This is a genomic window from Neobacillus vireti (assembly GCF_036962465.1).
In the GTDB taxonomy this organism is placed as follows: domain Bacteria; phylum Bacillota; class Bacilli; order Bacillales; family Cytobacillaceae; genus Neobacillus; species Neobacillus vireti_B.
On record NZ_JBALNF010000069.1, the window covers coordinates 63,481 to 77,586 of the forward strand.

Annotated in this window: 11 protein-coding genes; 1 reads left to right on the forward strand and 10 read right to left on the reverse strand. The window is 38.3% G+C overall.

The genetic code is table 11. The features are described 5' to 3' along the window. Positions 1-17: 17 nt before the first annotated feature. The 4 genes from V7077_RS24595 to V7077_RS24610 are packed head-to-tail and all read right to left on the reverse strand — an operon-like array spanning position 18 to position 7,786. On the reverse strand, positions 18-4,487 hold the full coding sequence (locus V7077_RS24595; protein ID WP_335506836.1) for a hypothetical protein: 4,470 nt from the start codon (positions 4,485-4,487) through the stop codon (positions 18-20). Continuing rightward, on the reverse strand, positions 4,465-5,211 hold the full coding sequence (locus V7077_RS24600) for a DUF6063 family protein (RefSeq protein WP_335506838.1): 747 nt from the start codon (positions 5,209-5,211) through the stop codon (positions 4,465-4,467). The genes V7077_RS24595 and V7077_RS24600 overlap by 23 nt, the downstream gene beginning before the upstream one ends. After that, complete coding sequence (locus tag V7077_RS24605; RefSeq protein WP_335506840.1) at positions 5,211-6,722, reverse strand: hypothetical protein; 1,512 nt, start codon at positions 6,720-6,722, stop codon at positions 5,211-5,213. The genes V7077_RS24600 and V7077_RS24605 overlap by 1 nt, the downstream gene beginning before the upstream one ends. Further along, the gene (locus V7077_RS24610; RefSeq protein WP_335506842.1) at positions 6,713-7,786 is read right to left on the reverse strand and encodes a Wadjet anti-phage system protein JetD domain-containing protein; all 1,074 of its coding nucleotides are present in this window, start codon (positions 7,784-7,786) and stop codon (positions 6,713-6,715) included. Before V7077_RS24610 ends, V7077_RS24605 begins: the two co-directional genes overlap by 10 nt. Before the next feature lie 235 nt (positions 7,787-8,021). Here V7077_RS24610 and V7077_RS24615 point away from each other — a divergent pair, with 235 nt between their 5' ends. Continuing rightward, complete coding sequence (locus V7077_RS24615) at positions 8,022-9,434, forward strand: PQQ-dependent sugar dehydrogenase (RefSeq protein WP_335506844.1); 1,413 nt, start codon at positions 8,022-8,024, stop codon at positions 9,432-9,434. 396 nt (positions 9,435-9,830) lie between these two features. On the opposite strand, the gene V7077_RS24620 is transcribed toward V7077_RS24615, so the two are convergent. The 6 genes from V7077_RS24620 to V7077_RS24645 all read right to left on the reverse strand — a co-directional run bounded on the left by V7077_RS24620 (position 9,831) and on the right by V7077_RS24645 (position 14,088). Beyond that, a complete protein-coding gene (locus tag V7077_RS24620; RefSeq protein ID WP_335506846.1) occupies positions 9,831-10,652 on the reverse strand; it encodes an STAS domain-containing protein in 822 nt (273 codons plus the stop codon). Positions 10,653-10,793: 141 nt separating this feature from the next. After that, the gene (locus V7077_RS24625; RefSeq protein ID WP_335506848.1) at positions 10,794-11,393 is read right to left on the reverse strand and encodes a PP2C family serine/threonine-protein phosphatase; all 600 of its coding nucleotides are present in this window, start codon (positions 11,391-11,393) and stop codon (positions 10,794-10,796) included. 90 nt (positions 11,394-11,483) lie between these two features. Then, positions 11,484-12,488, reverse strand: coding sequence for a PP2C family protein-serine/threonine phosphatase (locus tag V7077_RS24630; protein ID WP_335506850.1), 1,005 nt, complete (start codon positions 12,486-12,488; stop codon positions 11,484-11,486). Positions 12,489-12,491: 3 nt separating this feature from the next. Next, positions 12,492-12,908: an anti-sigma regulatory factor gene (locus V7077_RS24635; RefSeq protein ID WP_335506852.1), complete on the reverse strand. Its 417-nt coding sequence runs from the start codon at positions 12,906-12,908 to the stop codon at positions 12,492-12,494. A gap of 3 nt (positions 12,909-12,911) precedes the next feature. Continuing rightward, positions 12,912-13,274: an STAS domain-containing protein gene (locus V7077_RS24640; protein WP_235743439.1), complete on the reverse strand. Its 363-nt coding sequence runs from the start codon at positions 13,272-13,274 to the stop codon at positions 12,912-12,914. A gap of 1 nt (position 13,275) precedes the next feature. Then, a complete protein-coding gene (locus V7077_RS24645; RefSeq protein ID WP_335506866.1) occupies positions 13,276-14,088 on the reverse strand; it encodes an STAS domain-containing protein in 813 nt (270 codons plus the stop codon). Positions 14,089-14,106 lie beyond the last annotated feature (18 nt).

The window sequence follows — 14,106 nt, forward strand, 5'->3', positions numbered from 1 at the left end:
TATTTTTAGAACTGTTTTCATTTTACCTGCGCTGCTTCCGATCCTTGATAAATTCGAAAGGCAGGAACAATCGTGTCTGAAACAATTTCTTTTCCTTTTTCGCGAATAAAGTCCAATTTATAATAGGACTCAAATCTTTGGCTGATTTCCGTTTTCACCAGTTCAGGCGGCGTGACGACAATGAATTGGAACTTCAATTTTTCGGCAACTGCAAAGATCGGGTCAAGAACATGCGCGGATGCAGCTTGTCCAAACGGATTATCACACACTAAGGGCACCCAGCTTTGGTCGGTCTCACTTTTAACGGATAATAACATCATCATCATGACCATTCGCGCCGATAACTTTTGTCCGCCGCTGCCATCGGATTTCGTCCTAGAACCCTGATTAATCGTCTGCCAGGTTGAATAATGCTCCCTTTGCGGTTTTCCGTACATAAAGGCATTATCCGTCCGCATATTATAGACAAGCAACTCAGGATATCGATTCCGCAGTGAGACAAATAAGATTTGCTCATCACTAATCAGCTGCTTTATTTCTTGGTCCAAGGCTTGGTTACCATCATCAATCACATCAAATTGTTTCGTTATTTTATTAATCGCTGCAACAAAATGCTGCTTCAATAATGGCTCGATATCTTCTGCTTTTTTCGGTAAGATATCTTCTTTGAGCTGGACGAGCGGAAAGGACCCTCGTTCATTTTTCAGCTTCATTTTCGCAACCATCGAACGAATGGCTTCTGATATACTCATCACTTTCATGCTGGCCCGGCTTGCCCAGAAGTTTTGAGCATTTTCTGCCCGTTCTTTATCTCGTTCTAATTGCTCCAATCCACTTTGTGAAAATCGCTTCATGTTTTTTACAATGTTTTGGATATGTGAATAATGCCTGGTATCCATATGATCGAGTGTGGTTAGGACTTCATTTTTAAAGCGTATCTCCCAATCTTTCCCCTCAATCGCAAGCTTTAAGTTACGCAAGGATTGTTCGATTTTCGCGTGCTTTTCTTGGCCTTCGTCCTGAATCGCTTGATGGTCTTCACACCAGGATAGGATCCCAGCTTTTCCTTGGCTGTTAATTATTTCGACATCATCGTCTGTAAAGGCTGCCGCTTCCTCCTTTAAGATAACGGATAAGGTTAATAAATCCCCTTCATAACCCGTAATTTTCGTTTCTGTTTCTTTTTGGCGTTTCTCCGCCTTCTTTACTTCGTCTTTCGTGAGCTTTGTTTGGTCTTTAATTTCTACTTCTTTAATCTCTAAGTCGAGGTCTTCCCATGCTTCCGGCTGTTTTTCATGCTTTTCGATCTTTTTTCCTGACTTGCTGCGCTGTTCGGTCGCAAGTTTTAAGGAGGTTTCTGCAACGGTTACAGCCGTTCCTTGTTCCCGTTCCTCTTTTTCCGCTGTCTTCGCTTCCTTTTGTGCGCTTTGCAGCATATTTTCTAATATACTAATGGGTTCTTCTGGTTCTGGAGCTTGATTCCATTCCTTATTTTGCGAATCGAGTTTCTTTTCTAATTTCTTTTGCTGCTTTTGTTCGGTTTCTTTTCTAGCTTGGATCACAAGCAATTCTCTCGCCTGTTCTTCTTTTGATTTTTGGAGCTGTTTTAACTCTTGCGTACTTCCATTGATCTCTTCTAATAAATGTGCGGATAAACTCGGAACCTCTTCACTAAGATCCGCTTTTTCATCCGCAGGAAAAGCTGCCCCTTCTATAAAGAAGCTTATTTCTTTAATAGCTTGTTCGGTTGTAAGCTTCCATTCTAGATACGTTTGACTCCACTTATTTTGCAAGTCAAGAATTTCTTGATACTCTTTGACAATTTCTTGCTGCTTCGAACCTAAGGCGTCCTGTTGTTTCTCTTTCTCTAGTCTCACCCGTTTATTTTCTTGATATAGGCTCTTTTCTTGGTCAAACAGCTCTAATGTCTCAATACTTTTTGAGAGCTTCCCTATTTTTCGTTTCGTTGTTTCAAGCTTTTCTTTGAGCTCAAGCTGTAATTCTCTTTCTTTATCTTCCTTGGTGGTGATTTCCTGTAGGTTCGCTTTCTTTGAAAGAAGGGCGTTCTGTTCTTGTTGGAGTGCTCTTTCGATATCACTCGATAACTCGCCTGATAAAAAACGATCTATTTCTTTTAAAATACGACGGTACGAGGCTTCTGTTTTTTCAATTTCAACAAGAGTATCTTTCTTTTCCTCTATTTGTTTAGCAATCTTTATTTTCCAGTTGGTAAAAAGATTCTTATCAGTTAATAGCTCTCTCTCAGTACCACTGATAATCACAAAGGATGGCTGCTGATTTTCGCGATTCATTTCCTCACGCAAGAAAATCGGAACGGGACTTTTAAACAGCCTTCCGGTAAGGACCTGCTGATTAATCTTTTGCCATTGATGCTGGCTGACAACCAAACCGTATGGAAGAAGCGGATAGTTCAAAAGGTAGTTTGTCATTTCCTCCGTACTTAATGATTGCAGAAACTGAGTTCCATAAAATACATCAATGCCCGTCTTCTCGTCGATCCATTCCTTTAATTCTTTTACATCTTTGTTGGCAATCCAGAAATGCTCATCATTTAAGGAATGGTCGAGTTGGGTTTCCCAAAGATCTTTTTTAATTTGTTCCCCTTGTTCACGGTTATCTACGAGCATTTCTTCGATCTGAATGACATACTTAGAAAGAAGAGAATGAGTAAACGGCACTGAGACATCATCTAATAAACCATGCAGCTTATCTTGCAGTTTCGATTCTTTTTGTTTTTGCGCTTCATTGGCAGCCTTTAACTCTTCACATTTTTCTTCTGAAAATTGAATGGATTGGACCAACGTCCCATGTGAGGTGGCAAGTTTATTTTGCCTTTCACTAGATTCCTTCTCTTTTGCTTGCAGCTCCTCTAAGGTAACCTTTTTGTCTTCCACTTGTTTTTGAAGGTTTTCAATCAGTCCCTTTAAATCATAGGTTAAGCGGTCGCCAAATTCTTTTACCAATGCCGCTTCCTTCGACTCAAAGTTATGTATATCCGTATAAAGATAATCAATTTCCGTACTAAGCTTGGCAATGTCTTTTGTCTTTTGATTATCCTGTCTCGACAGCTCTGTTCCTTTTTTAGTTAAGTACTTTTGATATCCCGCATACTGTTTTATTGCTTCTTGAATGGAGAGATAGGCATGTTCCCATTGCGAGTTTGCCTCTTTTTTGATTTCATCCATTCTTTGATTCACTTGCTCTAAACCGCTATTTTGTTCTAATTTCTCGATTTGCTGTGAAAGAGAGCGGATGCTCTGTTCGTTTTCGAACCACTCTTTCAATAAAAGTTGAAACGAGTATTGATCTTTTCGATTCTGCTTTTCTTTCACAACCTCTTGCAACGAAGTATGCTTGGTCCGTTCTTCAGCTAATTTCTTTTCCCAATCCATCACTTCTCTGTGCGCTTTTGCATACTCTAAGTTGTCTTTTTGAAAACGTAAATCCACCTGCCTTACTATTAATCTTTCAATCTCTTTTTCTAAAGTAAGCAGTGCTTCCTCTTCCGTTTGTTTCAAATGCTCTAAAGCCCCAAGCAGCTGTCTGCCTGTCTTGATACTTTCCTGAACAATTTCTTTATGTTCTACACCTTTGGCAAGGTGCTCTTCAAATGGAACAATGTCTTCTAAAAACTCTTTATGGGCTTGTTCTCTTTTTAACAGAACAGGCAGGTCCTTCGCGATACTGGCCTGGCTCTTAAATATTTCCACAAGATCGTTCTTTTGATGTTCGGTTCGATGTAAGACTTGGCTGACGGTCGGAATAATTCTTTTTTGGAACAAGGAGAAATCATCCTCCGCCCCTTCAAAGTATTTTCCAACGCCCCCTTCATCCTTGTTGATGTCCTTCATAATATCCCAATCTTTACGGTTAATTCCGTATGTATCAAGGATGCGGTAGTGCTTCTTCGTATCTCGGTAAACGTCATACCCATTCCATTTTAAATAATCCTTCAAGCTCTCGGTTTCAGCCACCTCATCATTTTCAAAGAGTGGAATATGCTCAAGCGCTGCTTCTTCTTTCCGGTCAAATTCTCTTGTATAAAAAGTAATATTAGGAAGGATTTTTGCTTCTTGTTCTAGTGTTTTACTTTCAATTCCACTTTCTTCACTCATTGAAATCCGCTGTTCGGCTGAGAACATTCCTCCCGTGACCAAATGTCTGCGGTCAGCACCGTCCAATTCCCATTGAATCAGAACATGAAAGGTATAGGGAATAAATTGTTCTTTATTATTAAAAAAGAACTGCTGATAATAACGGTTATTTTGTTTTCCCCACGAAGTTCCAGGTTTCAATATCTGGAAAATAGTTTGCAGGAACACACCTTTCCCGCCGCCATTCATCATGGCAATGAGGCCATTTGTCGATGTCTCCTCATTATGGAAATTAAAAGTGGTATCTTTGTATTGCTTTTGCATGCCATCATACTTGAGGCCAACAATTCTAATTCTGTGGATTTTCGGCATGCTCACCCTCCTCTGTAGTCATTAACTGTTTAAATAATTCATATCGATCATAATCGTGATACAAGTATTCAATTCGCTCAAAAAGCTCTTGTTTGGGAATCGCCTTTGGTATATCGTCGCGGTCAAGGATGACAATTAACCCCTCCGTCTCTAATAAACGCATCGCACCGGCAATTAACCCGATTCTGGTTCGTCGATTGCCTTTTTTAACACCATAATCGTCCGTGTCGACCTCCATGTATTTCCAGGTGGTGACAACTTCTTTCATATCAATACGTTCCTCGTCTCCAAAGGAAGGTTTCGTTTTAAGAATGCTATCCCAATTCATGATCAGGTCGTTCACTTGCCGCTCTAACGCGTAGTAGCTGATCCCTTCCCGCTTGGTACGAATTTTTGCCGCCTGGTTACGGTCGATTGATGCCAAAAACGACATAATCACCACGCTCATCAGATGAAAGTGTTTCTTCGTTTCAACCTGCCGATGTTTTTCCTTCAAATGAGTAAAATTCGTCGCAAAGACAGAGCCGGTTGGCTGGACCACCAATTGGATGCGTTTTGGCGATTCAATGATATACGTACCAGATTCGTCCGCTAACAAAAGAACAGTCTGCCTCACTTCTGGATGAAAATAAGCCTGAAAGTGTTCACTACTCTCATCGATTACTTTTTCTTTTAATAGAGTAAAATAAACGGCCGACGCCTGTTTAATCGTTTCTGCGTTCATTACTTCTCCTCCTGTACACATATTTTAAAAGGAGTGATTTTCATTCTATACCATGTGAAAGGCTCCGCTCGATGATCAAAAGTTGTAAAGAGCTTAGAGCCTTCGAACACTTGAAATTGCGGATACTCCATCATTAGTTTATAAAGAAGAATTTCTCTCTCATCACTTAAGGTATCTTCTTTTCGATGCAGCACTTGAACCTTCAGCGGTTTTTTATCAAACATCATCCATAAATCAATCGTTTCAGATTCTTCAAACCATAAATCCTGGACTTCTAATGGCAGCTCTTTTAAATAAGCTAGTGAAAACTCTCCGTAAGTTTGTAAAAATTGAAAAACATAGCTCCAGGCCTTAATAACAGAGTCCCAGTTCGTTATCCGCTGACGAGTAATGTTTTCTTCCACCTCATCTTCGATTACAACGTCCTTCGTTTGAGTTTCGTTAAATTCCTGTTCGCCCCAAATCCAATCGAGCGGCAAAATAAACTCATTCTTCGGTGAGAATAAAGAGGAAAGCACTCGTTCTATTTCATTAAATCCTTGAACGCCTTCCTTCATGAACCAATTTTCATAAAAATGCTCACGGAAAGAAACCAGGCTGTTTTCCCAAAACAGAGATGGGTTTTCCGCTTTTAATTTCATCTCATAGGAGATATTTTGAATCACTAATTTAGCAAAACGATCATGCAATTGCCTGGTATGGCCAATTTTTTCTTGAAGAAGAATCAGTTCCTTCTGAATATAATCATCTTCTTCCTTCCTTCGTTTTGTTTTTTCAATCATACTGGTGATCGTACGGAAGTGGTTTTTTTCTTCTTCAAATTGCTTTTCAATTTCCACACGATTGTCTGCCCGCTGCCATTCTTCTTCAATCAATAAGATTTTGGGATTGTTAATCATTTCCTTCTGAAAGGTAAATTCATTGGCCATCAGCCTGTTTACTCGTGAAATGAGGTGATCGAGGTTTCGCGTAGCTTTGCGGAAATTACCGTTTTTAATCAACTGCATACTATAAAGCTGCTCAATGGTGATGGAGAACTCCTCCGCCATTTCCCTGCTCATAAAAATCATTTCTTGCGCAACATCCGTCAGTTTATACACAATCGATCCGCCCATCTCTAGATTGGTATATAATTCATCCATAGCGACATAGCGGAAAGTCTGTGTTTCCCAAGATTGTTTGATTTCATCATAATAGAAGGCTTCAAACGGTTTACTATACTCTTCTTTTCCCTGATATAAAAGCCCGCTTGTAATCCGTTCAATCTGCTTATCGTCTGCCAGTAACCTCATCTGCTTAATCGAATCTTGCACCATATATTTGATATCAGCTTTGCGTCTATGATCATCATCATTTAATTCTCGATAAAAGATGGTGAGGAGCACTTGCATGAGGATGGTTTGGATATAAGGTTTCAGCTCCCCTACTTCCATTCCCCTCCCAAGTTCAAACAGTGGATTCAGCCGTTGCAGCCGCTTGCCAAATCCTTCCCATGATTCGTTCACTTCCATCTCCTCCATGATTCGATAGTTAACACTTCTTGAGCGATCCGTTGATTGTCCTGCCATAATTGCTGTAATATCGCTTGCTCGTCGTCCGTAAACAATTGAAAAAATCGATCGCGATATTGGGTGTTTTGTGTTTGGCCTGCTTTCTGGTCATTCTTTTGATTAAGACATTCAAGCATTTTGCGATAAATTTTCAAGGCAGGCTGGATACAGCAATCTGGATATTTTTCAATCAGACGAATGAGGATCCCATATCCTGCGGCATCAAGATCTCCTGCGTAATAGAAAAGATAGGGCTTTGGTGGAAACATCCGAAAGAAAAAGGAAAAGCTCCGTTCAATCTTCGTACCTTCCCCATAAATAATCAGTTCAGGCTCATAATCCAGTTCATTTGCTTCCAATAATTGAATGGAAGTATGAAAGAAAGATAGATTCTCCACAATCAGGACCCGCTGAATATCTTTGAGTTCCTTCCCTTGCTTGATCCAAAATACAAAAGGCTCCCCGTAGTTCACCATTTTAAGCTGCTCTTCTGATACCCCAATTCTAGCCAAAAAGCCTTTGCCGTCAGGAAAACTGTCTCCTTCTAGTAGGAATTTTTCATGGCCAAAGAGTTCCAGGCTTCTTTCTTCTAATGACACAATTTCCCGTTCCTGACTGGACTTAAGAAACTTATATACATTCTGGATTCGATTCCATTCATCTTTCGTTTGCCATTCGGGATGCCGTTCATAATAGGAAAAATCAAACTGATCACTTAATTTCATCATCTCGAGACGATTCCATTTGTCGGCCTGAACTTTTATATTAACCCAGTAATATAATGGAAGAGCTGGTGATCTGCCATTATATTGGTTATTTTGAATAGGAATAAGCTCACCTTCGGCTTGCAATGTTTCTATGGCATGATAAAACAACGAATAGCCATCCATTTCAAAATAATCATTCAATAGTTTACGCAACTGAATTTCTAAATCGTTTATATTTATCTTCTTCTTTTGTTTAGGATGTTGAATATCTCCAATAAAACCTCTCACCCTAGTTTCAATAACATCGATTGTCCTCACCTACTTATATCTAAATCTCCTACTTGTCATTAATAGATTTCCAAACCAATTTTGGCCATCCTTATATTATAAACTAGTTGCTTTATCGTTGGTAAATGAAATTTTCTTAACATAATTACAGACTTCCAATAAACTCCTGCCCCTAACCAGATTCACCAGCCCTCATGTGGTACTATTAGAACATTTCAACTCATATTCTTTTAAAAGAAAACCATACGAAGGGGTGTAAAATTAGGTGAAAAAAGTGAAAGTTCGTTTACAACCCATTGTTAGTAAGATCAATTTACCCACCGTTTTAAAAACAGCTATACTCCCTGGTGGTGCAAGGGAAGGATTATTTATTGCAACCCAGGTAGGTGAGATCTTTTATATAGAAAACGGAGCGATACGGACATTTTTAGATATTCGCCCGCAAATCATTAAACTTGGTGGTTCTAGTGGCGGCTATGATGAGCGGGGATTGCTGGGGCTGGCATTTCATCCAGAATTTTATTATAATGGTCTATTTTATCTTCATTATTCTGTGGCAGGAACACAAGGTCCAGGGGCTCTTTCTGAACATTTTAGTCCTAACCCTTGTGATCCCACAACCTTAAATCAAACGTGGAAAAATAGAGAAACTCATTATGATCATATTGATACGGTAGAGGAATGGGTTGTACCATTGAATGGTCAACCTCAAAAACGCCGGACCTTACTTAACCTAAGAAGACCATTTATGAATCATAATGGTGTCAATAGCTTAAACTTTTCACCTCAAACAAGAAAACTTGTTTTAACCACCGGTGATGGTGGATCAGGCTATGATCCTTTTAATTTAAGTCAGGATAATATGGAAATAGCCGGTAAAATATTAGAAATCGATGTATCTAAGAATACCTTTATCAATCATCCACCTGTGGTCACACGTTTTAATGAACTTCCCCGGCCTATTCAGGAAACGCTTACGCTAATGGCCAAAGGAGTTCGCAATATACCCGGTATTTCATATCAACGGTTTTATAATCAGTATATTAAATATGTGGGAAATGTCGGGCAGGATTTGACAGAATCGATATTTTCATTTGTTCAATACAAACCAATCCCCGTTACACAGCTTATTCAAGACCATTTAAGAAACACCGAACCTGACCAAGAAGGATTTATTAACCTTGGCTGGCGTGGGTGGGAAGGTGCTTTTCCTACCTCCATTATAAGGGGTTGCACGAATAATACGAGTTTGGACGAGAAGACTATGGCTTATTACAATGAAGCAGTAAATACTTCAGCGAGGCGCCTCGAGCCTTTAACGAGTTATTTTCATCAAGACCAACGTCCCGATAAGTTTGCTGGAACTGCCCTGACAGGTGTTCAAGCCTATCTGGGGAATGGAATCCCTGATTTAACGGGCAGCGTTTTGTTTACCGATCTTGCCCGTAAAGAACCTCCATCCCCGGCTAGAGGGGTTTTAGCTTATACCAAAGTAAGAACAGATGGTAAACTAAATGATTTTAGTGTGATTGAAACCGATGATCATTTTGGGTCCCAATCTGCTTATTATGTAAATTTGGGAACCAACCTGGATCAAACCAGACTTTATTTAGCGGTTTATGGCTCTATGAAAGTGACTGATTTTAACCAAGGTGCTGTTTTTGAATTGGTTCCCTAACATTCATTTAAAATGGAGGGGAAAAGATTAGAACGATAAAATAAAAACGACTCTAATTTACCAAAACCGTTATTAAAAATGATTTTGGTGAAACAGAGCCGTTTTTTTATTAATTACTTATTCCTTCATTCTAGCTGAAATTTTGGAATCTTTTTTCCAATTACATAGAAGCATGGAAAACCGGTGATTTTACGAGATGGAGTTTAAATACTTTACTGATTGCTGTTGTCAATACAATTGGTAATGTCTTTTTCAACGCTTTTATCACCTATGGGTTTGCGCAGGTCCGCTTTAAGTAACGCTTTTGACTCATTTCCGCCCCAAAAAAACCGGCTGCCAATAGCGGCAGCCGGTTTTTTTACTATTTCCTACGGATAAACCTTAAATATGTAGAGGTTAACCGAGATAATTATTTAATGTTTGCTGTAAGGTTGCTTTGGTTTCAGTAAAAGTAGTTAGATCAATTCCTAAATGAACCATTTTCCTAACAAGCTCTGGGCGTAAACCTGTTATCACTGATTTAGCTCCCATCAGCGTTATACCAATCAGCACTTTTTGAAAATGAGCAATGGTTACTTCGTCCATATCTGATATTCCTGATAAATCAATAATTAAGGTTAGAAGCCTGTACTTTGATATATCTGTTAATACTTTCTCTTCTATAATATCCATTCGATAAGAATCAAACGTACCGATTAATGGCAATACAGCTACCGTTTGGCTAACTGGAATGATAGGTACAGAAAGATGTTCAACTAGTTGCCGCTGGGAAAGGATTAGTTCATCTTTATACTGTGAATAGCTAATGAAAAAGGAGTTAAGAAACTCATCGATTCCATCATTAACCAACTCTTCCAATTCGAAAAAATTCTCACCAAAATTCACATTCTTATTCAGTTGATTATATTTTCTAATAAAATACCATAAAGCACGTCTAATGGCATGTACCCATTCTAATTTGAACGCAAGAGTTAATGAATGTTTCGCCCAAGCAATTCCTTCTTCTTTCGCAAAAAGGGTAAGATCATCTTTTCTATTTTCCACAACGTAAAGTACTAGCTTTTGAGCATTTTTCAATAAATCAATATTACCTTCTCTTAAAATACCTTCAATATTTGAGGCAACATTGACAGCCTCAGTTAAAAGTTTATTCTGAAATTCTTCATTATGATTGGTAATATATTCCGAAATATTTTTAGTATCAAAGAAGTTATCCAAACCTTATTCCTCCTTAGTAAGTCTATGGTAAACTTCACAAAGGTATCCGATAAAATACCCTTTAAAAAAGTAAATAATCTTTTATAATAACATTTTTGTTAGATACGTGATCTATTCAATCAAAATGGGATTGTTTTTTTGTTAGAGAAGTTGACCTACAATATAAGTCAAGTCGTCTTTTCCTGTTTTCGCATGGCTTTCCAAATAGTCCGAGATTTCTTCAATTGAGCAAGCGGAGCTGATCAATGACTTAATACCAGGAATCACTAGACCGTCCGTATGAAGAATAAATTTTGCCCCCTCTTCATAGGAATAGGTTTCGCATCGGTATTTTTGCGGCTTACCAGATAAATATCCTAGAATAGGTAGTGGATAAATAAATCGGCCGGAGGGGCAGGAAAGTACAAATTGAATGTTGCCCACTGAGCTATAGGTGAAGGTCTTTTGTAAAAAATTCACCTTTAATATGGATATAGTGGCACCTCTTTTATCTTTTAAGACCTGATTGCAACATTCAATTAATACGTCTACTTCTTTATCATGGTTTTTTTCCACTTCTTGGCTAATCGCATTTGAGGAATGATAAGCATGCTCTCCACTCCCTAAACCATCGGCAACCACACAAATAAAGTAATCGGACGTTACCTTCATAAAAAAGCTATCCCCGTTAAATACATTCCCTTCCTTTGGAATTTGGTAGGCAATTGCCTGAATATGTTGGTTAAGGTCAAGTTCAAGCATTTTTTCACCCTGCATTTTTTTCAAGTGCCTTTCATTGATTTTATGTTACTTTTCTTATGTTTCAATAAAAACTACCCCATTTAGATAGTTTTAAACTCTCTTTAAAATGATGAGCGTAAAATCATCCCTTAACTCAAAATTCTGGAGTCTTTCGATATGACGATAGATGTTTTCCACCATTTCTTGCGCGGGTAAATGCATAAAGGATTGAATTAAATCGGTAATAACAGAACGTTCAATAAATCCATTTTCCGTCCTCGATTCAGTCACACCGTCCGAGAGTAAAACGATCATATCTCCAGGTTTAACCTTTTTTTCATACTGCTCATATGTAAAATTTTGTTCTACCCCTAACACAATGCCCCGGGTTTTAATGTCCTCAAAGGATTGAGAAGAGGCATGATAATAGAACCCTTCCTCATGACCCGCAGCAGCATAAGTAAATGAATGCTTAACAAAATCATATATTCCGTAAAACATGGTAATAAACATATTTGAATCCACATTATTTTCTACGACTCTATTTAAATTTGTTAACACATCATTCGGATTTTTTCTAGAGTTTGCTACACTATCCATTGCATACTTCATCATCGACATACAAAGTGCGGCAGGTATGCCTTTGCCAATTACATCTGCAATGGCAACACTAATACTATTTCCGTCCTGAACAAAGCGATAAAAGTCTCCATTCATTTTCTTGGCCGGTATACTTATGGCACCAATATCTACTTCCTCAAGTTTCGGAATTGGTGTTTCTAATAAGGTTTCTTGGATGCTGGCGGCGATTTCAATTTCCGATTTTATTTCAAACTGCTGGTCCTTTAAGCTCAGATGTTCTTGATAGGCTAAACCATAGTTCATCATAAATTCAATCAGGAAATCAAACGATGCTAAGATTTCAGGACTAATTTCTGGAAATAGGTCTTTTAAAGCTTTACAATGAATGCTTATAATTTCTTCAGGAGATATTTGCTGTTCAATCGATTTCCTGCTGAACATTTGCCCTTGATAAAGTGCTTCTTCGGAAGAATTTTCTATATATCTCCGAAGGGTCTCCCGATAACTTGATTCTAAAATTGCTTTAAAATCCATCTTCTAGCCAACCCTCCTATCTCTAAGCCATTTTGTTACCCGAATGATAGTCCCTTTTCCGAGTGATGAGGTTAGATCGAATTCATCCATTAAACGTTTCACTCCTGGTAATCCTGCTCCTAAACCACCAGATGTTGAAAACCCATCCTCCATCACTCTCCGAATATCCTGAATTCCTGGGCCATGATCAATCGCCATTACTTTTAAACCTCTTTTTTCGAAATCAGTGACTGGCTCAAAATGAATCTCTCCATGCCCGGCATATAAATAAATATTACGCGCCAACTCAGAAATTGCAGTGGTGATTCTTGCCTGGTCAACTGTTCCAAATCCTAGCTCTTTGGCAATGTTTCTCCCTAGTTGCCTAGCTGCAACAATATCCCATTCTGATATTATTTTCACAGAGGATTCGTTTTCCATGCTTTAATCCTCCAACTCCCTTTGTATTGTCTCTAACCCCTTTTCTAGATCAATTGCTGTAAGTACATCTTGTAGGTGAATCCCAAGTTCAACTAGGGTAATTGCTACAGCTGGTTGAATGCCCGTTAAAACTACTTTTACACCCATCAGTTTGGACATACTAATTACATCACCTAGAACCTTAGCAATAAACGAATCAATCATATCGACAGATGTTAAATCAATCACTACACCACTAGCACCAGTTTCATGTATCCTTTCAAGCAATAATTCTTGAAATTGTAATGCTGTTTTATCATCTAGCTCCCACTGAATGGAAACAAACAAACAATTATATAGCTTTAGAATTGGGATTCTTGTATTCATTTTATTCCTCCGTTGATACAATCTTTCGATTTGTCATTTCTAATGCGGCCATTATCCCCTTTTGCAAGTTGCTTTTTGTTATAACTTGATTTAGATTAATTCCTAAATTCACAATGGTTTGCGCTATCTCGGGTCTTATCCCCACTAGTAAGCATTTTGCCCCAACTAATCTAACAGCTTCAATGGCTTGCATAATATAATGAGCTACCATGGTATCCACTACCGGGACCCCTGTTATATCAATTAACACTACTTGGGATTGATTTTTGACAACTCCTTCAAGCAAATTTTCCATAATACTTTTTGCCCGCTCTGTATCAATGGTTCCAACGAGCGGCATGACGGAAATATCATCAAAAACAGGGATTAGTGGTGCAGCTAATTCATCAAGTGCGATTCTTTGTAAAGAGATCGTTTTTTGCCAAGAAGCTGCATACTGACTGTATAATTGATTGTTAATCGGACTTATCCACTTATCATAATCCCAAACAAACTCTATTTGCTTCTTGTCTACGTCATCTTTGGTCATTTGAAAGAAAACAATCCTACCAAATTCGTTTATACAATCCATCATAAAATTTAATGTCCACCCTAATTGAATTAACTTTTGAATGAACGCACTTATTTTGAGTTTAACTATATCCTCATCCATTGAATCATAATTTAATAGATTTATGTATTCGTTACAAATATTGAAATAGCTTTGGTTTAATATCTTATTTTCTTCAAAACTGTTTAGTTTATCTAACCACTCATGGACCAGCTGTTCTCTATTATTTTGAATATATTTAAGAATAGTATTAGGCTCCCCCATTTTGTTTTCCTCCTTTAC

Coding starts and splice junctions, on each gene's coding strand:
- V7077_RS24595 (WP_335506836.1), bottom strand. CDS start 4,487: ATGCCGAAAATCCACAGAATTAGAATTGTTGGCCTCAAGTATGATGGC.
- V7077_RS24600 (WP_335506838.1), bottom strand. CDS start 5,211: ATGAACGCAGAAACGATTAAACAGGCGTCGGCCGTTTATTTTACTCTA.
- V7077_RS24605 (WP_335506840.1), bottom strand. CDS start 6,722: ATGGAAGTGAACGAATCATGGGAAGGATTTGGCAAGCGGCTGCAACGG.
- V7077_RS24625 (WP_335506848.1), bottom strand. CDS start 11,393: ATGCTTGAACTTGACCTTAACCAACATATTCAGGCAATTGCCTACCAA.
- V7077_RS24630 (WP_335506850.1), bottom strand. CDS start 12,488: ATGGATTTTAAAGCAATTTTAGAATCAAGTTATCGGGAGACCCTTCGG.
- V7077_RS24635 (WP_335506852.1), bottom strand. CDS start 12,908: ATGGAAAACGAATCCTCTGTGAAAATAATATCAGAATGGGATATTGTT.
- V7077_RS24640 (WP_235743439.1), bottom strand. CDS start 13,274: ATGAATACAAGAATCCCAATTCTAAAGCTATATAATTGTTTGTTTGTT.
- V7077_RS24645 (WP_335506866.1), bottom strand. CDS start 14,088: ATGGGGGAGCCTAATACTATTCTTAAATATATTCAAAATAATAGAGAA.